Here is a 22089-nt window from a genome sequence, read left to right on the forward strand (position 1 = left end):
GGGCAAGAATTACTTCTTGGCGCGTTCGAAAGAGGCAACGATTTCAGCTTTAGCGGCAGCAGCATCAGCCCAGCCGTCCACTTTCACCCATTTGCCTTTTTCCAGATCTTTGTAGTGCTCAAAGAAGTGAGTGATCTGTGCTTTCAGCAGTTCTGGCAGATCGTTCACGTCTTTCACGTGATCGTATTCTTTGGTCAGCTTGCTGTGCGGTACGGCAACCAGTTTCGCATCTTCACCGGCTTCGTCAGTCATTTTCAGCACGCCAACCGGACGGCAGCGGATCACTGAGCCAGGTTGCAGCGGATATGGCGTTGGCACCAGCACGTCAACCGGGTCACCGTCCAGGGATAGAGTATGGTTGATGTAACCGTAGTTGCACGGATAGAACATCGCAGTGGACATGAAACGGTCAACGAACAGCGCGCCGGTGTCTTTGTCGATTTCATATTTGATCGGATCGGCGTTAGCCGGGATTTCGATAACTACGTAGATGTCTTCCGGCAGGTCTTTGCCAGCAGGGACCAGATTCAAGCTCATGTCGGTTTCCTTTAATCAAACCAGAAATGGAGTGGTGGCTAATTATAGCCAAAACACTGTTAAAGTACTGCGATTTTTCAGACACAACGGCGTTCTATTCGCTTCGCCGGTTAAGCCGCAAAGGCATCATTTGGTCTGTGTATGAGGGGGTTATCTCTGTTGCCAATGGTGTTAACAGGCCGCTCGCCACAGTGTCCCCCGCTGTCAAATACGCCAAGTATAGGTATATTAAGCACCCACAGAACCGATAAGGGAGTTTGGTCATGATTGATAGGTTGCAGCGCAGCGGAAAGAAAAGAAATTCGAACTTATATTACCACGTGCAATTACTGGCAGTGTCAGCCCTCTTGATGTGTAGCCAGGTCGTTAACGCCACGGCTCTCGGCCTGCCTCAAAACTACCATCAGGTTTCCGCGGATTTATACCGTTCTGCCCAGCCTGACTCCGCGCAAATGCAGGCGTTGGAGCAGAGCGGCATCAAAACGGTTCTCAACCTTCGTCAGTGGAATGATGATGGCAGCGAAGCGAAGGGAACACATCTGGTACTGCGCCGGGTGCCGATGAACGCTGCGGTTATCAATGATGACATCGTGGTCAGTGCGCTGCGGGAAATTCGCTTTGCCCAGAAGCCGATGCTGGTTCACTGCTGGCACGGCAGCGATCGTACCGGGCTGATTGTGGCGATGTATCGGTTGGTGTTTGAACATGCTGCTAAAGCGGATGTGCTGGCTGAATTGCGAAAACCAGAATACGGCTATCACGAAAGCTATTATGGCGGCATTGCGCGCTACCTGAGCGATGTTGATGTTAACCGGATACAACAGCGTGTTTTCAGCGCTCCGGCAAGCTGACAGCGGATGATACATAGGGTCAGAGATTTTGGTGGGCAAGGCAATGGATCCTGGCAGCAGTTATCTCGCTGCCAGGAAAACCGAAAAGGGCTTATTCGTCTGGGAACTCGGCGATAAAGCACTCTGCTTGTTCTACCATCGACTTAGTCCCCACGAAGAACGGGGCACGCTGGTGCAGTTTTTCCGGCACGATATCCAGAATGCGTCTTTTGCCGTCGCTGGCTTTGCCACCGGCCTGTTCAGCCAGGAGCGCCATCGGGTTGCATTCATACAGCAGGCGCAGCTTGCCTTGCGGGTGGCTGGCGGTGCTTGGATAAATGTAGATACCGCCTTTCAGCAGGTTACGGTGGAAGTCGGCAACCAGTGAACCGATATAGCGTGAGGTGTAAGGGCGCTGCGTCGCTTCATCCTGCTCTTGGCAGTATTTGATGTATTTTTTCACCCCGAGTGGGAACTTGATGTAGTTACCTTCGTTGATGGAATACATACAGGCTTTTTCCGGGTAGCGCACTTTCTCGTGAGAGAGACAGAACACCCCCAGAGACGGATCGTAAGTAAAGGCATGTACGCCATAACCGGTGGTGTACACCAGCATGGTGGATGAGCCGTACACTACGTAACCGGCAGCAACCTGAGCGCTGCCAGGCTGCAGGAAGTCTTCTTCGGTAACAGGAATACCGATCGGTGTGATACGGCGATAGATCGAGAAAATCGTACCGACTGAGACGTTGACATCAATGTTGGACGAACCGTCCAATGGATCCATCAGCACCACATACTTGCCATTTTCAGCCCGCTCGCCGTCGAATATGACGATATCGTCTTCTTCTTCAGAAGCGATACCCGCGACTTCACCGCGTGCTTTCAGTGCTGCTTTCAGTTTTTCGTTGGCGAACAGGTCCAGTTTCATCTGAACCTCGCCTTGGACGTTGGAAATGCCGCTGGTACCCAGAATATCAACCAAACCGGCCTTGTTGATATCACGGTGGATGATTTTGGCGCCCAGTTTAATTGCAGAAAGTAGTGCAGTCAGCTCGCCAGTGGCGTGAGAGAAGTCGTGCTGTTTCTCGACGATAAATTCGCCTAACGTTTTCATGACACAATCCCTGAATCTACGGATGGATAGCGGTTTGTTAACAAACCGCCAACGTTTATCGTCAGCCAGTGTAGCCCAAAGCATTACGCCATTCATAGGCAAATCCATTTCTTCTAGGCGATTCTGAGCGTTAGAATAAGCACTAAATCGATGCACTCAAATGAGAAACCTAATGCGCATACATATTCTTGGGATCTGCGGCACCTTTATGGGTGGGCTGGCAATGCTGGCGCGTTCGCTTGGACATGAGGTTACCGGCTCAGATGCCAACGTTTATCCTCCGATGAGCACGCTGCTGGAAAATCAGGGGATCGATCTGATCCAGGGTTACGATCCGGCACAGTTGGATCCTGTACCGGATCTGGTGATTATCGGCAACGCGATGACCCGTGGAAATCCTTGTGTGGAAGCGGTGTTGGAACGTGGCATTCCTTATGTTTCTGGTCCGCAGTGGTTGCACGATCAGGTGCTACGCGATCGTTGGGTGTTGGCGGTGGCCGGTACGCACGGTAAAACCACCACCGCCGGGATGGCGACCTGGATCCTGGAAGCCTGCGGCTATCAGCCGGGTTTTGTGATTGGTGGCGTGCCCGGTAACTTCGATGTTTCTGCCCGTCTCGGTGGCAGCCCGTTCTTTGTTATCGAGGCTGATGAATACGATTGTGCCTTCTTCGACAAACGCTCCAAGTTTGTGCATTACAGCCCGCGTACGCTGATCATGAACAATCTGGAATTCGATCATGCTGACATTTTTGACGATCTGAAAGCGATCCAGAAGCAGTTCCACCACCTGGTGCGCCTGGTACCGGGGAAAGGCAAAATCATTCTGCCGGACAATGACGCGCATCTGAAACAGGTGATGGCGATGGGATGCTGGAGTGAGCAGGAATTGGTCGGCGAAGAGGGGGCCTGGCGCGCGCACAAGTTGACCCCAGATGCCAGCCATTACGAGGTTTTCCTCAATGGCGATAAGGTCGGTGAGGTTAACTGGGCGCTAGTGGGTGAACACAATATGCATAATGGCCTGATGGCGATTGCGGCAACCCGTCACGTCGGCGTACAACCCGCCGATGCCTGCCGCGCGTTGGGTGATTTCATCAATGCTCGCCGTCGCCTGGAACTGCGTGGCGAAGCCAACGGCGTGACGGTCTATGATGATTTTGCCCATCATCCTACCGCTATTCTTGCCACGTTGGCCGCGCTGCGTGGCAAAGTGGGGGGCACCGCACGTATTCTGGCGGTATTGGAGCCCCGTTCCAACACCATGAAGATGGGGATCAGCAAAAACGATCTGGCCCCTTCGTTGGGGCGCGCTGATGAAGTGTTCCTGTTCCAGCCGCATCACATTCCTTGGCAGGTAGCCGAAGTGGCTGATGCCTGTGTGCAAGCGGCGCATTGGAGTGCCGATCTCGAGACGCTGGTGGAGATGATCGTCAAAACGGCGCAGCCAGGTGACCATATTCTGGTGATGAGCAACGGCGGATTTGGCGGTATTCATGACAAACTGCTGGCGGCTTTGGCTAAAAAGGCCGAGCCGAAAGAAGCCTACTGAAGAGACTTCTCTCATCTATCACGTTATGGCCGCGAAAGCGGCCTTTTTTACGCCGATAAAAAAGCCCTCGCGAGCGAGGGCAATAGGGTTCGTTGAATAGGACGACGAGGTTTTCTAGGAAAACGGCATTTATCTCAGAACTCGGCAGTGGCAGTGACGAGGGCAGTTCAGCAAATGCGTTTTCTTAGTGATTACTTGTAAATTTCAGCAGTGGCGTGGAAGTTACCTTCGTTGCGTGCTTCGATCACACGATACGCGGTTGCCCCTTTGGCATCGGCTTTGGCAGACAGCGCCTGACGGATATCTGAAGGCGCTGCACCGACACCGCTGACGGTGATGGTACCTACGGATTGCAATTTTTCGGCCTGCGATGCATCAATGGATTGTGCTGCAAAAGAGCCAAAAGAAAGCATAGAGAGAAGGCTGATTGCTGCAATGGTGGTTTTAATTTTCATGATTAATCCTCTTTGTATTCTTTTATCAGTTCCAATGAACTGTGATTTACGTCACGAAAATGAGTATACATCTAGTAACTACAAAAATTAATAGCCCGCTAACAATTTATAGTGAAACTTTATTCGTTCATCACTATTTTTAAGAATCTAATGGAATAAAAGGCGATGATAAAATGAGCAGTTGATGTTAAATTTATGTAATTTCAACAGGCTAAGTGCTTTTGACTAAAAGTGCGGAATATCACAGATACTACTGATTGCTCACGCGAGAATGTCATTGAAATGTGCTGTAAGTCGGTAAAGAAGCAGTTTTAAACGTGGGGGAGTAGGTCGAGGTGCGAGCGTTATGGCGAGAGAACGTTAACAAAATACGGCCGTCAGCCCTATTTTGTTAACGGAATAGCATCACAGTTCTTGTTCGAACAACGTAAGAATGGCTTCAAACAGTTGGCGTGCGGTAAACGTGCTGGCGGGGGTGACGAAGATCGTATCATCACCGGCGATAGTGCCGAGGATCCCTTCGGATTTGCCCAGGGAATCCAGCAAGCGCGCAATTAACTGTGCGGCGCCTGGGCTGGTATGGATCACCACGATGGCATCATTGTGATCGACATCCAGCACCAGATTCTTCAGCGGGCTGGTGGTGGTGGGCACACCGAGTTCCGCCGGAAGGCAATACACCATCTCCATTTTGGCATTGCGTGTGCGCACCGCGCCGAACTTGGTCAGCATGCGAGACACTTTGGATTGGTTAATGTTCTCGAAGCCTTCTTCTTGCAGCGCTAAAACGATCTCGCCTTGAGAACTGAATTTTTCTTCTTTCAATAACGCCTTGAACGCTTTGATCAGATCTTCCTGCTTTGCGGGATTACGCATTCTGCACCGTGGAATGTTGACAATGGATGTCATTATTATGCATATAAATGAATTTTTATGCAATATTGACGTGCCAAGATAAAAGAGTAATGCGCGGAAAATAAGGAAGGGCCGGGATTTTAACAAAATCCGCACCTCATGAATATGCCCGTTGGGCGTGGGAAACGAGTCAGCTCCCCGGTAAAGAAAATGTTATTAAAATGATGTTGTTCTGATGTTATGTAAGGGTGTAATGTAACCGCCGGTTAACTCGCCCGTGAAGAACCTCGCACTATTTTCGATTAGTGTGCGCTATGCCCTTAATGCGTAAGCTATTTAATCTAAAATGATCGCGACATCGGCCATTTTATTGCGCCAGCTCTAAAACCGACTGTTAATAGGTTGTTTTTAAAGGTGTAATAAATTAAGGTCCGAGACCAAAGAATTCACGGCGCTTTTATATTTAAGATAATAAAGGAGTATAGGATGAAAGTTGCAGTTCTCGGTGCTGCTGGCGGTATCGGCCAGGCCCTCGCCCTTCTACTCAAAACCCAGCTTCCTTCAGGTTCTGAACTCACCCTCTACGACATTGCCCCTGTTACCCCAGGCGTTGCCGTTGACTTAAGCCACATCCCAACCGCAGTTAAAATTAAAGGCTTCAGTGGTGAAGATGCAACTCCTGCGCTGCACGGTGCCGATGTGGTGCTGATTTCTGCCGGTGTTGCTCGTAAGCCTGGTATGGATCGTTCAGATCTGTTTAATGTGAATGCCGGTATCGTGCGTAACCTGATCGAGCAAGTGGCTAAAACCTGCCCGAAAGCCTGCATTGGTATCATCACCAACCCGGTGAATACCACGGTAGCGATTGCCGCAGAAGTGCTGAAGAAAGCCGGTGTTTACGACAAGAACAAACTGTTTGGCGTCACCTCGCTGGATATTATCCGTTCCAACACCTTCGTGGCTGAGCTGAAAGGCAAAAAGCCGGAAGAGCTGGAAGTACCGGTCATCGGTGGCCACTCTGGTGTGACCATTCTGCCACTGCTGTCGCAGATCCCTGGCGTGAGCTTTACCGCGAAGGAAGTGGCTGATCTGACCAAGCGTATCCAGAATGCGGGTACCGAAGTGGTTGAAGCTAAAGCCGGTGGCGGTTCAGCAACCCTGTCTATGGGCCAGGCGGCTGCGCGCTTCGGTTTGTCTCTGGTGCGTGCGCTGAGCGGCGAGAAAGGCGTGGTGGAATGTGCTTATGTTGAAGGTGATGGCAAGTATGCCCGCTTCTTCGCACAGCCACTGCTGTTAGGTAAAAACGGTGTTGAAGAACGTAAAGACATCGGTGCTTTGAGCGCGTTCGAACAACAAGCGCTGAACGAAATGCTGGACGTGCTGCACAAAGATATCGAACTGGGCGAAAAATTTATCAATAACTGATAGCGCCAGTTCGATTAGCTTTACAAAAGCCGCCGGAACAACAGTCCGGCGGCTTTTTTATTTGTCTCATGATTTGATACGACTTTTTCGATCCAGCAGACGCTGCGTGTGCGGATCAAAATACCGGCTTGGCCAAATTTCCGCAGGATGAACATTCAATGCGTCGGCAATCAGCCATTCTCCTTTCGGCCAGGGGCGTGACAGCGCATTGGCGAGGGTGGATGAGCTTAGCCCTGCCTCGCGTGAAACCGCTGCCAATGTCGTCCCTCTCTTCTTTAATGCCGCTATTACGTCTGCTGGATGCCAGTCTGGGTTCCGTGAATTCATGTTTACATTCCTTTTTTGATTAGAGAAAGTTCTGTTAGTGGTATAACTAACAGGTCAGAATTAATCGTTTGAACAACATGAAGCGCTTATTCAGAAACAAGAATACCACTAAGTTTCTAAAAAACATCTTATGGTTTCTGAAAAATTTGTCTTGCCACACTATTGTCCAGAGATAATGGCTATGAAAAACGAGTGGTTTGCTGCCAAGGAGCTTACAGGCATCGCAGGATTACCTTCTTCTACACAGGGAATCAATCTGATGGCTCGGCGCGAAGGCTGGGTCAGCCGCCGTCGTAAAGGCGTGCAGGGAAAGGCGTTGGAGTATCATATCGACAGCCTGCCGACTGGCGTGAGGAAATTGTTGGTACTGCGGGAAGAACCGGCGGCCTATGAGGTGGAACGGCAGGATCCTTTGGCGGTCTGGATTGAATATTACTACCACCTGTCAGACAGCGAGCGGGCGCAGGTGATGGCATTCCTGATGCGCGAAGGCGTCGGAAGCCTGTTGGCGTGGATTGCCGAGCAGAACAAGTAACGCGAATCATTGTGTGAAGTGTTTCACAAACACCGTATTCCTGCGGCCAAGTGTTTTCAGTGCGGCTTTCGTTTTATCTTCTCTTTGGTCAATAAGCCTGCCTTGAGTTATCGCGGGACAATTTTCTTGTGTGGCAACTACATAGTGAATGGTATGACTAACGGATGGGCATTAATCGTTTGTTCCACTGGAACTCATTAATGAAGAGAATTAATAGGCCTGGAATCCAGACCTATTTGAATATTAGGAAAGGGTTATTTCTTAAAAATCGCGCTGAACCGCAAGATGTGCTAATCCTTCGAGCGCTGCACGGTGTGGCGACTCCGGCAGCACCTGCAACGCAGCAATCGCTTTGTCCGCTTCTTCTTCTGCGCGTTGGCGGGTGTAGGTCAGAGAACCACACGCCTCCATGGCGGCCAGAACCGGCTCCAGCAGATGGCGGCCATTCCCCTGCTCAATGGCTGTGCGGATCATCGCTGCCTGTTCTGCATTGCCATTATGCATAGCGTGCAGTAATGGCAGCGTGGGTTTGCCTTCATTAAGATCGTCACCGGTATTTTTGCCCAGCGTTACCCCATCGGCACTGTAATCGAGCAGATCGTCGATCAACTGGAACGCGGTACCCAAGTAGCGGCCATAGTCCTGCAGTGCTTTTTCTTCTGCCTCACTGGCACCGGCAAGAATGCCCGATGACTGGGCTGCTGCTTCAAACAGGCGGGCGGTTTTGCTGTAGATCACCCGCATGTAGCTTTCTTCAGTAATGTCAGGGTCGTGCACGTTCATCAATTGCAGCACTTCGCCTTCGGCAATCACGTTGACGGCCTCAGACATCAGCGCCAGCACGCGCAGCGATTCCAGGCTGGTCATCATCTGAAAAGCTCGGGTATAGATGAAGTCTCCAACCAGCACGCTGGCCGCATTGCCAAACGCTGCATTGGCGGTAGCCTTGCCGCGGCGCATATCGGATTCATCCACCACGTCATCATGCAGCAGCGTGGCGGTGTGAATAAACTCGATCAGGGCTGCCACGGTAATATGCTTATCACCCTGATAGCGCAGCGCCCGCGCCGCCAGCACGGCGATCATCGGACGAATGCGCTTACCGCCACCGCTGATAATGTAATAGCCAAGTTGATTGATGAGCGTGACATCGGAATTCAACTGTTCGAGAATTGTTGCGTTCACGGCCGCCATATCTTGCGCGGTTAACTCAGTAATTTGTTCTAGGTTCATTGTATTTTTTCAGCTGTGTTTCTGTTCACCGCGATGAGATCGCTGCTCACATCGGTATAGGGCGGTCACTGTCGCCTTTGATTGTACTTGAAAAACGACACAGATAAACGCCATGAAAGAAACTGTGTTTTTTTTCTTCTTTTTTCACCTTCTGGCTCTATTCTGCACTTGTCATGCGCGGGATTATTGCGTAGAATTCGCGCCCTATTGTGAATATTTATAGCGCGCTCTGTACTGAACAGTTGGGCACGCGGAAAGCGGAGTTTTATATGTACGCGGTTTTCCAAAGTGGTGGTAAACAACACCGAGTAAGCGAAGGTCAAACCGTTCGCTTGGAAAAGCTGGACATCGCAACTGGTGAAGCGGTTGAGTTTGACCAGATTCTGATGATCGCTAATGGCGAAGATATCAAAATCGGCGTTCCTTACGTCGATGGCGGTAAGATCAAAGCTGAGGTCATTGCTCACGGTCGTGGCGAAAAAATTAAGATTGTTAAGTTTCGTCGTCGTAAGCATTACCGTAAGCAGCAGGGTCACCGTCAGTGGTTCACTGATGTTAAAATCACCGGCATCAGCGCTTAAGTTAGGAGAGCGGATTAATGGCACACAAAAAGGCTGGCGGCTCGACTCGTAACGGTCGCGATTCAGAAGCTAAACGTCTGGGCGTAAAACGCTTTGGCGGCGAAGCAGTACTGGCAGGCAGCATCATCGTTCGTCAGCGCGGCACTAAATTCCACGCTGGTATCAACGTGGGTTGCGGCAAAGACCACACTCTGTTTGCTTTGAAAGACGGTAAAGTCAAATTCGAAGTTAAAGGCCCGAGCAATCGTAAATTCATCAGCATCGAAGCTGAATAATTTTTCGAGCCTTACGAAATAGATGTAAGCCCCGCAATTCATTGCGGGGCTTTTTACATTTATAGGGTGCTTGTGCCCAGGCCCGTAGGCATTAGGAAAAATGGAAACAAAACAGCAGGCCGGTATGGGTATTCTCCTGGCGCTTACCACAGCAATCTGCTGGGGGGCGTTGCCGATCGCGATGAAAGAAGTGCTGAAGGTGATGGAGCCCTTTACCGTCGTCTGGTACCGCTTTGCCTTCGCCGCTATCGGCTTGGGCATGATTCTGGCAGTGCGCGGGCGTTTGCCATCGGTGAAAATATTTCGTCAACCGCGCTGGTTGCTCTTGCTGATTATTGCCACGGCAGGATTGCTGGGCAATTTTGTGTTTTTCAGTTCTTCACTGCAATACCTGAGCCCGACGGCGTCGCAGGTGATTGGTCAGTTGTCACCGGTTGGCATGATGTTCGCCAGCGTATTGATCCTGAAAGAAAGGATGCGAATCACCCAGGTGATTGGGGCATTGATGCTGATTTGCGGGCTGATGTTGTTTTTCAACGTCAGCCTGATTGAGATTTTTACCCGACTGACGGATTACACCCTCGGTGTTCTGCTGGGCGTGTGTGCTGCCATGGTTTGGGTAACCTACGGGGTGGCTCAGAAAGTGCTGCTGCGCCGATTGGCTTCGCCGCAAATCCTGGTCATGTTGTACGCTTTATGTGCAATCACCTTGTTCCCGCTGGCCAAGCCTGCGATGATTTTCCAGCTCAGCAACTGGCAGTTGGCCTGCTTGCTGTTTTGCGGGGCGAATACGCTGATTGGTTACGGTGCACTGGCAGAGGCGATGGCGCGTTGGCAGGCGGCGCAGGTGAGTGCGATAGTGACGCTCACACCGTTGTTTACCCTGATGTTTTCAGATTTATTGGCGCTGGCATGGCCGCAAGTATTCGCCGCCCCGACATTGAATGCTGTCGGTTATGTCGGTGCTTTTGTGGTGGTAGCAGGCGCCATGTTTTCCGCAATTGGTCACCGCTGGTGGCCGCGACGGGCAGAACCCAACCTGATTGTTTCTTTGAAGCAGTCCGGTGAATGATTTACGGAGACGGTAAATGAAGTTTGTAGATGAAGCGACGATCCTGGTTGTTGCAGGTGATGGTGGTAATGGCTGCGTCAGCTTCCGCCGCGAGAAATACATCCCGAACGGTGGGCCGGACGGCGGTGACGGCGGTGACGGCGGTGACGTCTACCTGCTGGCTGACGAAAACCTGAATACCCTGATCGATTACCGCTTTGAGAAATCTTTCCGTGCCGAACGTGGCCAGAACGGCCAAAGCCGTGACTGTACCGGTAAGCGCGGTAAAGATATTGTGATTAAAGTGCCGGTAGGGACTCGTGTGCAGGATCAGGGCACCGGAGAGATCCTCGGCGATATGACTCGTCATCAGCAGCGTTTGATGGTGGCAAAAGGCGGTTGGCACGGCCTGGGCAACAGCCGTTTCAAGTCCTCGGTAAACCGCGCTCCGCGCCAGAAAACCTTGGGTACCAAGGGCGAAATGCGCGACATTCTGCTGGAACTGTTGCTGCTGGCCGATGTGGGCATGCTGGGGTTGCCGAATGCGGGTAAATCGACGTTTATTCGTGCGGTGTCTGCGGCCAAGCCAAAAGTGGCGGACTATCCGTTCACCACGCTGGTACCTAGCCTGGGCGTGGTACGAATGGACAACGAGCAGAGCTTCGTGGTTGCCGACATCCCTGGGCTGATTGAAGGCGCTTCCGACGGTGCTGGCTTAGGGATCCGTTTCCTGAAGCATCTGGAACGTTGCCGTGTGCTGCTGCATTTGGTGGATATCGCTCCGATCGATGAATCCGATCCGGTAGAGAATGCCAAGGTCATCATCAATGAACTGAATCAGTACAGCGAAAATCTGGCGCACAAGCCACGCTGGCTGGTGTTCAATAAGCTTGACCTGCTGGATGCAGAAGAGGCCGCCGAACGCGCCAAGGCGATCGTAGAGGGCATGGGTTGGGAAGGTAAGTACTACATGATCTCCGCCGCTAACCGCGAAGGCGTTAATGCGTTGTGCTGGGACGTGATGAACTTTATCAATACCCAACCGAAGACCATGGCGATTGAAGAAAGTGCGCCAGAGAAAGTCGAATTCATGTGGGATGACTACCACCGTGAGCAAATCGCTGAAGTGGAAGCCGAAGCGCAAGACGACTGGGATGATGACTGGAATGAAGATGACGACGAAGGCATCGAAATCATCTACCAGAAGTAATTCTGTTCTGGCGTGATCGGTATGAAAATAAAGGCTCAGCGATGCTGGGCCTTTTTCATGGGTTCAGCACGTTGTCGGGTATCCAGCACTGTGCGTTCAGACCACTGGCATCGGCCCGGTTTTCAAGCCGCAGCCAGCCGCGATGCAACTGCGCAATACGGATCACAATATTCAGCCCAAGCCCGCTGCCGCCGTAACGCTGATCCATTCGGCGAAATGCCTGCGTCAGCTCTCCCGCCTGCTCTTGCTTAATGCCTGGTCCTCCATCCAGCACCTGCAAGCGCTGCCCGCGATCTTGCGGGGTGAGCTGCACATGAATGGTGCTATTTTCCGGACTATAGCGGTGGGCATTCTCCACCAGATTACGCAGCATCAGGCGCAGCAAGACCGGATCGCCATGGGTCACGGCTTGCGCAGGCAACTGCCAGAGCAATATTTGCCCGCGTTGAGCCGCCAGCTCTTCCAACTCTTCCTTTAGCGGTTGGATAACGTGGCTTACCCAGTCAAATTGCTGATAATGACCACTGGCAAAATTCTGGCCGGCGCGCGACAGCATCAGTAATTGCTCAACGACGTGCATCAACTGATCAATGCGGGCAATCAGTATCTTGCTTTCTTTAATCCCTTGCTGCTCCATCAACTCCAGATGCAAACGGATACCGGCCAGCGGCGTGCGTAGCTCATGGGCGGCGTCGGCGGTAAACAGGCGTTCTTGCTGGATGGTATGATCAAGGCGTGAAAACAGTTGATTCAGCGTGCTGGTCACTGCCACCATTTCCAGACTGCTGTTACTCACGGGTAACGGCGTCAGGTTATCTGCGGAGCGCTTTTCTAACCGTTCCTGTAGCTGATTAAGCGGGCGGGTAATCCAACTGATGGCCCAGAAAGAGGCCAGCAGAGTCACGATCATCATGATCAGCGACGGGGCAAGCAGTGAAGCGATAGCCTCGGTAATTTCGGTATCCACCCGTTCATTGCGCATTTTGGCGGACAGGGTTTCATCCACCAGAAAGCTGATTTGCTCCTGGCTCTCATGCCATAGCCAGAACGCACTGATAAGCTGGGTGACCAGCAGGATCAGCGCCAGCATCAGCAATAGACGGCGGCGCATACTGATCATGATGCGGGTTCCAGACGGTAACCAATGCCGCGCACGGTACGAATACGATCTTTGCCCAGCTTGCGGCGCAGGTTATGGACGTGAACCTCGAGGGTGTTCGATCCCAGATCGTCATTCCAGGTATAGAGATCCTGCTGCAGCAATTCGCGATTGACGGTCTGACCCGCGCGCATCATCAGGCGTGACAGGATGGCAAACTCTTTTGGCGTGATATCGATCGATTGTTGTTGCAAATACACCTGTTGGCTGGAGAGATTCAGCGTCAGATCGTCCTGTTGCAGCAGGTTATCGCTATGGCCCTGATAACGGCGGAGCAGCGCTCGTACCCGGGCTTGCAGCTCAACCAAGGCAAAGGGTTTGATCAGATAATCATCGGCACCGGCATCCAGGCCGTCAACGCGATCTTCCAGAGCATCGCGCGCGGTCAGGATCAGCACCGGTATGCCGATCTGCAGACGGCGCCACTGGCGCAGCAGGCTGGCACCGTCGAGATCCGGCAGGCCAAGATCCAGGATCACCATGCTGTACTGACTGGTGACGATCAGGCTGTTGGCTTCGGCCGCCGTGGCAGCGCAGTCACAGGCATAGCCTTCGTGGGATAACGCCAATGCCAAGCCTTGCTGCAACAATTCATCGTCTTCAACAATCAATAGTTTCATGCTGATTGATCCTCAATTGTTCTGATATATATCGCGATACAATCTGCTTTCAAAACGGACTAACGGAGCGCGGCGTTGCTTCTGATCTTCCGGTGGCACCGCGTAACCCGACAAGAATTGCACAAAGGCATAACGTTGGCCGCTGGCGGTGGTAATAAAGCCTGCCAGATTGTACACCCCTTGCAGAGCACCGGTTTTGGCAGAAACTTTGCCATCGACGCCCGCTTCATGCAGGCCACCGCGATAGCGCAGGGTGCCGTCGTAGCCGGACAGCGGCAGCATCGAGATGAAATTCAACTCATTGTCGTGTTGGGCGATATATTGCAGTGCCTGCATCATGGTAGCCGGTGTCAGCAGATTGTGGCGCGACAGGCCCGACCCGTCGACCACAATATTGTTGCCTAAATCTACCCCGGCTTTCTGGCGTAACACCTGGCGTACGGCGTCAGCACCGGCACGCCAGGTGCCGGGAACGCCGAAACGCTCGTGCCCAATGGTGCGGAATACGCTATCGGCGATCATGTTGTCGGATTTTTTCAGCATGATTTTCAGTAACTCATGCAGCGGTGCAGACTGTGTCTGGGCAATCACCGTACCGGTCATGCCGGGTAGGGTCTGGCGCTTGAGATGGCCACCTATCTTGATCCCCGCCTGCGTCAGTTCATCTTTCAGGATCGCACCGGCGTAACTGGCGCCGTCCTGAATGGCAAAGGCCAGCGGTAGCGGTTCGCTGCGCTGCGTCAGGCATCCGGTCAGCGTAAAGCGGTTCAACTCGCCAGGCACCACGTCCAACTCGCAGTATTGTGCGTCCGCGGAACCCTTCGCCAACGTTCTCACTTGGCTGAACATATTGACCGGATAGAAAGAAGCAACGCGAATAAAGGCCATTTCGCCGGGGTTCGGTGCGCTGTAAAGCGATACCGAGAAGCAGTTGCGATCGACAATTGCCGCTGCTGGCGGTGCGCTGAAGCATTGGGTCATATCGTTCCACGGCCAGCCGGGGGCTTTATCGTGGCTGGCAAATACCGATGTATCGACCAGAACATCGCCGCTAATTTCACTCACTCCCTGCTTTTTCAGCACCGCCACCATATTGCGCAGGCTCTGGCGCTTGAAGGTCGGATCCCCACTGAAACGGGCGATAAGATTACCGCGCAACACGCCATCCGTGATGTTGCCCTGGCTTTCCAAGGTAGTGGTAAAACGGTAGTCAGGCCCGAGCTGTAACAACGCCGCCAGCGCTGTCAGCACTTTCTGAGTACTGGCCGGTAATGCCATTTGCTGTGAGTGATAGTCGATGGTTGGCGCAGAGGCACCAATCTTCTGAACTATCAGGGCAAGGTTGGCCCCATCAGGCAAGTATTGTGTGTAATCTTCGACCGGGGCCGCATTTGCATTAAGAACAAATGCACAGGCCAATGCACTGACAATTCGTGAAAAACGCATAATCTCGGGGTAACAGCTGGATAACGTGTTGCCATACTACGGTGCATTAAGGGAGAAAGTAAACGATGACCCTTAAGGAACTCTAGGCTAAAATGCATCTCAAAATGCAAAATCGATCCCGACTTGGGAGAAAATTCCGAGTCAGGTTTCTTTTGTTTATCGCCTGGAGACGGAAGGCGCAACGCCTGCCGTATTTTCATACGAACACGTCAGGATGACGGCTATTTGAACAGGAAAGATTTAGAGGTATTGAAACGATGAAACAGATTCCGATGACTTTATTTGGCGCAGAACAACTGCGTGAAGAACTTGAATATCTGAAAGGCGTGCGCCGTCCGAAAATCATTTCAGATATCGCCGATGCGCGTGAACATGGCGATTTGAAAGAAAACGCTGAATACCATGCCGCCCGTGAGCAGCAAGGGTTCTGCGAAGGTCGCATTCAGGAAATTGAAGCCAAACTGTCTAATGCGCAGGTGATCGATATCACCAAAATGCCGAATACTGGCCGCGTAATTTTTGGCTCTACCGTATCGATAATGAACCTGGAAACTGAAGACGAAGTCACGTACCGTATTGTGGGTGATGATGAGGCTGACTTTAAAAAGAATCTTATTTCAGTCAATTCACCGATGGCGCGCGGTTTGATCGGCAAAGAGCAGGATGACGTTGTCGTCATCAAAACGCCGGGCGGCGATGTCGAATATGAAATCCTGAAGGTTGAATATCTGTAATCCTGGAACAATTGGTCAGATATTCAGCAGTGTTTTGTAAAGAAAGGAAAAAGGCCGCAAGCGGCCTTTTATCTGAACTCGGTGCATGGCACCTTTTCCGTCAAACGGACGGTGGATTAGCGCGGCAAAGTGATCTTGCGCTCTTTCGATGGGCGGTAAAGAATAAGCGTACTGCCGATCACTTGCACATTGCAGGCACCCGTTTCACGCACAATAGCGTCGGCGATCAGGGATTTAGTCTCACGATCTTCGGCCACAATTTTTACTTTGATCAGCTCATGATGCTCCAGAGCCTGTTCAATTTCAGCCAGCACCCCTTCGGTGAGACCGTTATTACCCAGCATGACAACCGGTTTTAACGGATGCGCCAGGCCTTTCAGGTGCTGTTTTTGTTTATTATTCAGATTCATTGTCTTTTTTGCTTAAGTTGGGATTGAAAACGGGTCATTCTACCGCCATCTCATGTATATCACCAAATCGGTCTGCACCGAATGGCGTCTACGTGAGCAGCGAACCTGACATAAGACTCTCTTTTAGGATAGTTGGAAAACGAGATGGCTAATAAAAAGCGTTCGGCTAGCTCCAGTCGCTGGCTACAAGAACACTTTAGCGATAAATATGTACTTCAGGCGCAGAAAAAAGGGCTGCGTTCCCGCGCCTGGTTTAAACTTGATGAAATACAGCAAAGTGACAAACTGTTTAAGCCGGGCATGACGGTAGTCGATTTGGGTGCTGCACCGGGTGGGTGGTCGCAATATGTCGTCACTCAGATTGGTGGTAACGGGCGTGTCATTGCCTGTGATATTTTGCCAATGGATCCTATTGTTGGTGTCGATTTCCTTCAGGGCGACTTTCGTGATGAACTGGTACTCAAAGCGCTGTTGGAACGTGTAGGTGAAAGTAAGGTTCAGGTTGTCATGTCTGACATGGCGCCGAATATGAGTGGCACCCCGGCAGTCGATATCCCGAAATCGATGTATCTGGTGGAGTTAGCACTGGAAATGTGTCGTGATGTCCTCGCTCCAGGTGGTAGTTTCCTGGTGAAGGTGTTCCAGGGAGATGGTTTTGACGAGTACCTACGGGAAATTCGCTCCCTGTTTACGAAGGTTAAGATTCGTAAGCCAGACGCTTCCCGCGCACGTTCGCGTGAAGTGTACATTGTAGCGACAGGGCGGAAACTGTAGTACCCTAACGCTGTTTGTTAACACAGTTGTAATATGAGGTTAATCCCTTGAGTGACATGGCGAAAAACCTAATTCTCTGGTTAGTCATCGCGGTAGTATTGATGTCTGTATTCCAGAGCTTTGGGCCCAGCGAGTCTAATGGCCGTAGGGTAGATTACACTACCTTCATGTCCGAACTGACCCAAGATCAGATTCGTGAAGCACGAATTAATGGACGTGAAATCAATGTTATTCGTAAAGACAGTAACAAATACACGACCTACATCCCTGTCAACGATCCGAAACTGCTGGATACGTTGTTAACCAAGAATGTCAAAGTTGTCGGTGAACCACCGGAAGAACCGAGTTTACTGGCTTCGATCTTTATTTCCTGGTTCCCGATGCTGTTGCTGATTGGGGTCTGGATCTTCTTTATGCGGCAAATGCAGGGCGGCGGTGGCAAGGGCGCGATGTCCTTTGGCAAGAGCAAGGCCCGTATGCTGACGGAAGACCAGATTAAAACCACTTTTGCCGATGTCGCGGGTTGTGACGAAGCAAAAGAAGAGGTGAGTGAACTGGTGGATTACCTGCGTGAACCGAGCCGCTTCCAGAAACTGGGCGGTAAGATCCCGAAAGGCGTGCTGATGGTAGGCCCTCCAGGTACCGGTAAAACCCTGCTGGCGAAAGCGATCGCCGGTGAGGCTAAAGTGCCGTTCTTCACCATTTCCGGTTCTGATTTCGTCGAAATGTTCGTCGGCGTGGGGGCTTCCCGCGTACGTGACATGTTCGAACAGGCTAAAAAAGCGGCGCCGTGCATCATCTTTATCGATGAAATCGATGCCGTAGGCCGCCAGCGTGGCGCAGGTCTTGGCGGTGGTCACGATGAACGTGAACAAACGCTGAACCAGATGCTGGTCGAAATGGACGGCTTTGAAGGTAACGAAGGCATTATCGTGATTGCGGCAACTAACCGCCCTGACGTACTTGACCCAGCGCTGCTGCGCCCAGGTCGTTTTGACCGTCAGGTGGTGGTGGGCTTGCCAGACGTACGTGGCCGCGAGCAGATCCTGAAGGTGCATATGCGCCGTGTGCCATTGGCTGCGGATATTGATGCCTCTGTGATTGCGCGTGGTACTCCGGGCTTCTCCGGTGCTGACTTGGCCAACCTGGTTAACGAAGCAGCGCTGTTTGCAGCGCGTGGAAACAAGCGTGTGGTGTCGATGGTTGAGTTCGAAAAAGCCAAAGATAAAATCATGATGGGTGCGGAACGTCGCTCCATGGTGATGACCGAAGCGCAGAAAGAATCCACCGCGTATCACGAAGCGGGCCATGCGATCATTGGTCGTCTGGTGCCTGAGCATGACCCGGTGCATAAAGTCACGATTATTCCTCGTGGCCGTGCGCTTGGTGTGACCTTCTTCCTGCCGGAAGGGGATAGCATCAGCTACAGCCGTCAGAAACTGGAAAGCATGATCTCCGTAGCTTACGGTGGCCGTCTGGCTGAAGAGTTGATCTATGGTGTGGATAACGTCTCCACCGGTGCTTCTCAGGACATCAAACAGGCAACAACCATTGCCCGTAACATGGTGACCCAATGGGGGTTCTCGGAAAAACTGGGGCCGTTGCTTTACGCAGAAGAAGAAGGCGAAGTCTTCTTGGGGCGTTCAGTTTCCAAAACCAAGCACATGTCAGACGAAACCGCGCGGATTATTGACCAGGAAGTTAAGGCATTAATTGAACGTAACTATCAACGCTCCCGGCAGTTGCTGGCCGAAAACATGGATATCATGCATGCCATGAAAGACGCGTTGATGAAGTACGAAACGATTGATGCGCCACAGGTTGATGATTTGATGAACCGCCGTGAAGTACGCCCGCCAGCCGGTTGGGACGATGCTGCGAAGAATAACAGCTCCGACAACGGTGGCGCGCCAAAAGCACCGACGCCGGTTGATGAGCCGCAGACGCCAAACCCAGACAATTCAATGTCTGAACAGCAACAGCTCGACAAATAACGTCGGCTGTGTAATAAAATCGAACCCCGGCTAAGCCCGGGGTTTTTTGTACCCGTCATATTTGAAATTGCCGCGTTGTTGCCCGCTGACACAGTAGGGTTGGGCCGTTGCCTGCAACGTTCAACGTAAACTCCCGGCAGGCAACATTAAGGTGAATTAATTATGCAGTTAACCGTGCGCGACCAGATTTTTGATCTCAATCATCCGCAGGTGATGGGGATCCTTAACGTCACTCCAGACTCCTTTTCCGATGGTGGCCGACATAATTCGCTGCATGATGCCTTGCTGCATGCCCATGCGTTGATCTCTGCCGGTGCGACGATGATTGACGTGGGCGGCGAATCGACCCGTCCTGGTGCCGCCGACGTTAGCGAAGAAGAAGAGCTTGCCCGTGTGGTGCCAGTGGTAGAAGCACTTGCCCAGCGGTTTGAGGTTTTTATTTCGGTAGATACTTCGAAAGCCGCGGTGATCCGCGAATCTGCCCGCGCCGGCGCGCACCTGATTAACGACGTGCGTTCGCTGCAGGAGCCTGGAGCGCTGGAAGCCGCCGCCGAAAGTGGTCTACCGGTCTGTCTGATGCATATGCAGGGTGAGCCCCGTACCATGCAGCAGGCACCGCATTACAACGATCTGATTGGCGATGTAAATGCGTTTTTCCAGCATCATATTGACCGCTGCATGGCAGGCGGAATAGCAAAACAGAAATTGTTGCTCGACCCGGGCTTCGGTTTCGGTAAGAATTTGGCGCATAATTATCAGCTTCTGGCCCGGCTGTCGGAGTTTCATCATTTTGGTTTGCCTTTGTTGGTTGGAATGTCGCGCAAATCGATGATTGGACAACTGTTGAATGTGCCACCCGAGCAACGGGTTATTGGCAGCGTTGCCTGTGCGGTGATTGCCGCAATGCAAGGGGCGCAGATTGTCAGAGTGCATGATGTTAAAGAAACCGTCGAGGCGATGCGTGTCGTCGAGGCAACACTTTCAGCTAAGGGATAGTAGAGACATGAGCGAGCGCAAATATTTTGGTACCGATGGTATTCGTGGCAAAGTCGGCGACAGCCCGATCACCCCGGAGTTTGTCCTTAAACTCGGCTGGGCAGCCGGTAAGGTACTGGCCCGTCATGGCTCGCGTAAAATTATCATCGGCAAAGACACCCGCATTTCCGGCTATATGCTGGAGTCGGCGCTGGAGGCCGGGCTGGCAGCGGCGGGGCTTTCCGCATCCTTTACCGGCCCGATGCCCACTCCAGCCGTGGCCTATCTGACCCGAACCTTCCGCGCGGAAGCCGGGATCGTGATCTCGGCCTCACATAACCCGTTCTACGATAACGGCATCAAATTCTTCTCGATCGACGGTGCTAAATTGCCGGATGAGGTGGAAGAAGCCATCGAAGCTGAAATGGAAAAGCCGCTGACCTGCGTTGAGTCAGCCGAACTGGGCAAAGCCAGCCGCATTGTCGATGCTGCCGGGCGCTATATCGAGTTCTGTAAAGGCACCTTCCCAAGCGAATTGAGCCTGAATGGCCTGAAAATTGTGGTGGATTGCGCGAACGGTGCAACCTACCACATCGCACCAAGCGTACTGCGTGAGCTGGGTGCTACGGTGATTGCCATCGGCTGTGAGCCGGACGGTATGAACATCAACGAAGAGTGTGGTGCTACCGATGTGCGTCAACTGCAGGCACGTGTGCTGGAAGAGCAGGCACATGTTGGCTTGGCCTTCGATGGCGATGGCGACCGCTTGATGATGGTGGACCACCTGGGCAACAAAGTGGATGGTGACCAGATCCTCTACATCATTGCCCGTGAAGGTTTGCGTCAAGGCCAGTTGCGTGGCGGTGCCGTGGGTACCTTGATGAGCAATATGGGTCTGGAATTGGCGCTGAAGCAGTTGGGTATCCCATTCGCACGTGCCAAGGTTGGAGATCGCTATGTGCTGGAAAAACTGCAAGAGCTGGGCTGGCGTATTGGTGCGGAAAACTCCGGCCACGTAATTCTGTTGGATAAAACCACCACCGGTGACGGCATTGTGGCTGGCTTGCAGGTATTGACGGCCATGGTGCGCAATAGCATGAGCCTGCACGATCTGTGCAGCGGCATGAAGTTGCTGCCGCAGATTCTGGTTAACGTGCGTTTTGTCGGTGAACATAACCCACTGGAATCCGAAGCTGTGCGCGCAGTGACGGCGCAGGTAGAAGCCGAACTGGCTGGCCATGGTCGCGTTCTGTTGCGTAAATCGGGTACTGAGCCGTTAATCCGCGTGATGGTGGAAGGTGAAGACGAAAAACAGGTTGAGATGCTGGCGCATCGTATTGCCGATGCGGTGAAACTGGCAGGCTAACACGTTGTTTTCACGCAGGCTCCGTTTCAGGGAGCCTGCGTAGATCACAGATTACCTCGTTTTTTGATGTTTTTTTCTGCAAACGCATCGGTGGCAGCAAATTGCCCTTGCGTGGCCTGACGGCTTTGGTTAGTATTCACACCCGCTTCAGTGGGCTGTTTAATGACACGCCGCGACTTCGTTATAGAAGCATCTGGGGTGAGAAGCATTTGGCACGCGGTGAACCCGCAAGGATACAGGTACAACTATGTACGAAGCTCTTCTGGTAATTTTCTTGCTGATTTCAATCGGGCTAGTGGCTCTGATTATGTTGCAGCAAGGCAAAGGCGCTGATATGGGAGCCTCATTCGGAGCAGGTGCTTCTGGCACATTGTTCGGATCGACTGGTTCAGGCAACTTTATGACCCGCATGACGGCTATTTTGGCGACGTTGTTTTTCGTCATCAGTCTGATCTTGGGTAACCTGAGCAGCAATAAGAACCAGAAAGGCAGCGAGTGGGAAAACCTGGGTCAGCCAGTGAAAACTGAGCAGACTACCGCACCGGCAGAACCTGCTAAGCCGAGCAGCGATATCCCGCGCTAAGCAATAAAAAGTTTGAAAACGGTTGTTGGTGCCTAAGAGTAAAAA

Annotated in this window: 24 protein-coding genes; 14 read left to right on the forward strand and 10 right to left on the reverse strand. The window is 52.1% G+C overall.

Features of this window, described 5'->3' with window-relative positions; translation table 11 throughout:
* Window positions 1–9: 9 nt before the first annotated feature.
* Window positions 10–537, reverse strand: coding sequence for an inorganic diphosphatase (ppa, locus tag ACX1CU_RS02095; protein ID WP_459401003.1), 528 nt, complete (start codon window positions 535–537; stop codon window positions 10–12).
* A gap of 263 nt (window positions 538–800) precedes the next feature.
* Here ppa and ACX1CU_RS02100 point away from each other — a divergent pair, with 263 nt between their 5' ends.
* The gene (locus tag ACX1CU_RS02100; RefSeq protein ID WP_459401004.1) at window positions 801–1388 is read left to right on the forward strand and encodes a tyrosine-protein phosphatase; all 588 of its coding nucleotides are present in this window, start codon (window positions 801–803) and stop codon (window positions 1386–1388) included.
* A 91-nt stretch (window positions 1389–1479) separates the two neighbouring features.
* On the opposite strand, the gene fbp is transcribed toward ACX1CU_RS02100, so the two are convergent.
* On the reverse strand, window positions 1480–2484 hold the full coding sequence (gene fbp, locus ACX1CU_RS02105; RefSeq protein WP_459401005.1) for a class 1 fructose-bisphosphatase: 1005 nt from the start codon (window positions 2482–2484) through the stop codon (window positions 1480–1482).
* 172 nt (window positions 2485–2656) lie between these two features.
* Here fbp and mpl point away from each other — a divergent pair, with 172 nt between their 5' ends.
* Complete coding sequence (gene mpl / locus ACX1CU_RS02110) at window positions 2657–4036, forward strand: UDP-N-acetylmuramate:L-alanyl-gamma-D-glutamyl-meso-diaminopimelate ligase (protein WP_459401006.1); 1380 nt, start codon at window positions 2657–2659, stop codon at window positions 4034–4036.
* Window positions 4037–4227: 191 nt separating this feature from the next.
* Here mpl and yhcN read toward each other — a convergent pair whose 3' ends face one another.
* Both yhcN and argR read right to left on the reverse strand, forming a co-directional pair.
* On the reverse strand, window positions 4228–4491 hold the full coding sequence (gene yhcN, locus ACX1CU_RS02115) for a peroxide/acid stress response protein YhcN (protein WP_459401007.1): 264 nt from the start codon (window positions 4489–4491) through the stop codon (window positions 4228–4230).
* 405 nt (window positions 4492–4896) lie between these two features.
* Window positions 4897–5367, reverse strand: coding sequence for a transcriptional regulator ArgR (gene argR / locus ACX1CU_RS02120; RefSeq protein ID WP_459401008.1), 471 nt, complete (start codon window positions 5365–5367; stop codon window positions 4897–4899).
* A gap of 465 nt (window positions 5368–5832) precedes the next feature.
* Here argR and mdh point away from each other — a divergent pair, with 465 nt between their 5' ends.
* Window positions 5833–6771, forward strand: coding sequence for a malate dehydrogenase (mdh, locus tag ACX1CU_RS02125; protein ID WP_459401009.1), 939 nt, complete (start codon window positions 5833–5835; stop codon window positions 6769–6771).
* A 66-nt stretch (window positions 6772–6837) separates the two neighbouring features.
* Here mdh and ACX1CU_RS02130 read toward each other — a convergent pair whose 3' ends face one another.
* A complete protein-coding gene (locus tag ACX1CU_RS02130; RefSeq protein ID WP_459401010.1) occupies window positions 6838–7098 on the reverse strand; it encodes a helix-turn-helix domain-containing protein in 261 nt (86 codons plus the stop codon).
* A gap of 181 nt (window positions 7099–7279) precedes the next feature.
* Here ACX1CU_RS02130 and ACX1CU_RS02135 point away from each other — a divergent pair, with 181 nt between their 5' ends.
* Entirely contained in the window at window positions 7280–7633 is a 354-nt protein-coding gene (locus tag ACX1CU_RS02135; RefSeq protein WP_459402702.1) for a DNA-binding protein, read from the forward strand.
* A 261-nt stretch (window positions 7634–7894) separates the two neighbouring features.
* On the opposite strand, the gene ispB is transcribed toward ACX1CU_RS02135, so the two are convergent.
* Window positions 7895–8866, reverse strand: a complete 972-nt coding sequence (gene ispB / locus ACX1CU_RS02140) for an octaprenyl diphosphate synthase (RefSeq protein WP_459401011.1) — start codon at window positions 8864–8866, stop codon at window positions 7895–7897.
* Window positions 8867–9135: 269 nt separating this feature from the next.
* Between ispB and rplU the strand changes: the two genes are divergently transcribed.
* From rplU to cgtA, 4 genes are all read left to right on the forward strand, one after another.
* Window positions 9136–9447: a 50S ribosomal protein L21 gene (gene rplU, locus ACX1CU_RS02145; protein WP_459401012.1), complete on the forward strand. Its 312-nt coding sequence runs from the start codon at window positions 9136–9138 to the stop codon at window positions 9445–9447.
* A 17-nt stretch (window positions 9448–9464) separates the two neighbouring features.
* Window positions 9465–9722 (forward strand): 50S ribosomal protein L27, encoded by a 258-nt coding sequence (gene rpmA, locus ACX1CU_RS02150; RefSeq protein ID WP_459401013.1) that lies wholly within the window; start codon window positions 9465–9467, stop codon window positions 9720–9722.
* A gap of 100 nt (window positions 9723–9822) precedes the next feature.
* Window positions 9823–10794, forward strand: coding sequence for a DMT family transporter (locus ACX1CU_RS02155; protein WP_459401014.1), 972 nt, complete (start codon window positions 9823–9825; stop codon window positions 10792–10794).
* Between the two features lie 16 nt (window positions 10795–10810).
* The gene (cgtA, locus tag ACX1CU_RS02160) at window positions 10811–11983 is read left to right on the forward strand and encodes an Obg family GTPase CgtA (RefSeq protein ID WP_459401015.1); all 1173 of its coding nucleotides are present in this window, start codon (window positions 10811–10813) and stop codon (window positions 11981–11983) included.
* Between the two features lie 55 nt (window positions 11984–12038).
* On the opposite strand, the gene pmrB is transcribed toward cgtA, so the two are convergent.
* Genes pmrB through dacB form a run of 3 tightly spaced genes read right to left on the reverse strand, consistent with a single transcriptional unit; the run spans window position 12039 to window position 15208 of the window.
* Window positions 12039–13103: a two-component system sensor histidine kinase PmrB gene (gene pmrB, locus ACX1CU_RS02165; RefSeq protein WP_459401016.1), complete on the reverse strand. Its 1065-nt coding sequence runs from the start codon at window positions 13101–13103 to the stop codon at window positions 12039–12041.
* Entirely contained in the window at window positions 13100–13762 is a 663-nt protein-coding gene (gene pmrA, locus ACX1CU_RS02170) for a two-component system response regulator PmrA (RefSeq protein WP_459401017.1), read from the reverse strand. Before pmrA ends, pmrB begins: the two co-directional genes overlap by 4 nt.
* Window positions 13763–13774: 12 nt before the next feature.
* Window positions 13775–15208 (reverse strand): serine-type D-Ala-D-Ala carboxypeptidase, encoded by a 1434-nt coding sequence (gene dacB / locus ACX1CU_RS02175; RefSeq protein ID WP_459401018.1) that lies wholly within the window; start codon window positions 15206–15208, stop codon window positions 13775–13777.
* Window positions 15209–15465: 257 nt separating this feature from the next.
* Here dacB and greA point away from each other — a divergent pair, with 257 nt between their 5' ends.
* Entirely contained in the window at window positions 15466–15942 is a 477-nt protein-coding gene (greA, locus tag ACX1CU_RS02180) for a transcription elongation factor GreA (RefSeq protein WP_459401019.1), read from the forward strand.
* A gap of 116 nt (window positions 15943–16058) precedes the next feature.
* Here the strand turns inward: greA and yhbY are convergent, their stop codons facing one another.
* Complete coding sequence (yhbY, locus tag ACX1CU_RS02185) at window positions 16059–16352, reverse strand: ribosome assembly RNA-binding protein YhbY (RefSeq protein ID WP_459401020.1); 294 nt, start codon at window positions 16350–16352, stop codon at window positions 16059–16061.
* 144 nt (window positions 16353–16496) lie between these two features.
* Between yhbY and rlmE the strand changes: the two genes are divergently transcribed.
* The 5 genes from rlmE to secG all read left to right on the forward strand — a co-directional run bounded on the left by rlmE (window position 16497) and on the right by secG (window position 22044).
* The gene (rlmE, locus tag ACX1CU_RS02190; RefSeq protein ID WP_459401021.1) at window positions 16497–17126 is read left to right on the forward strand and encodes a 23S rRNA (uridine(2552)-2'-O)-methyltransferase RlmE; all 630 of its coding nucleotides are present in this window, start codon (window positions 16497–16499) and stop codon (window positions 17124–17126) included.
* A gap of 56 nt (window positions 17127–17182) precedes the next feature.
* Window positions 17183–19120, forward strand: a complete 1938-nt coding sequence (gene ftsH / locus ACX1CU_RS02195; RefSeq protein ID WP_459401022.1) for an ATP-dependent zinc metalloprotease FtsH — start codon at window positions 17183–17185, stop codon at window positions 19118–19120.
* 162 nt (window positions 19121–19282) lie between these two features.
* Window positions 19283–20116 (forward strand): dihydropteroate synthase, encoded by an 834-nt coding sequence (gene folP / locus ACX1CU_RS02200; protein ID WP_459401023.1) that lies wholly within the window; start codon window positions 19283–19285, stop codon window positions 20114–20116.
* 7 nt (window positions 20117–20123) lie between these two features.
* On the forward strand, window positions 20124–21461 hold the full coding sequence (glmM, locus tag ACX1CU_RS02205; protein WP_459401024.1) for a phosphoglucosamine mutase: 1338 nt from the start codon (window positions 20124–20126) through the stop codon (window positions 21459–21461).
* 247 nt (window positions 21462–21708) lie between these two features.
* Window positions 21709–22044 (forward strand): preprotein translocase subunit SecG, encoded by a 336-nt coding sequence (gene secG / locus ACX1CU_RS02210; RefSeq protein WP_459401025.1) that lies wholly within the window; start codon window positions 21709–21711, stop codon window positions 22042–22044.
* The last annotated feature ends 45 nt before the right edge of the window (window positions 22045–22089 follow it).

The organism is Serratia sp. D1N4 (genome assembly GCF_054552755.1).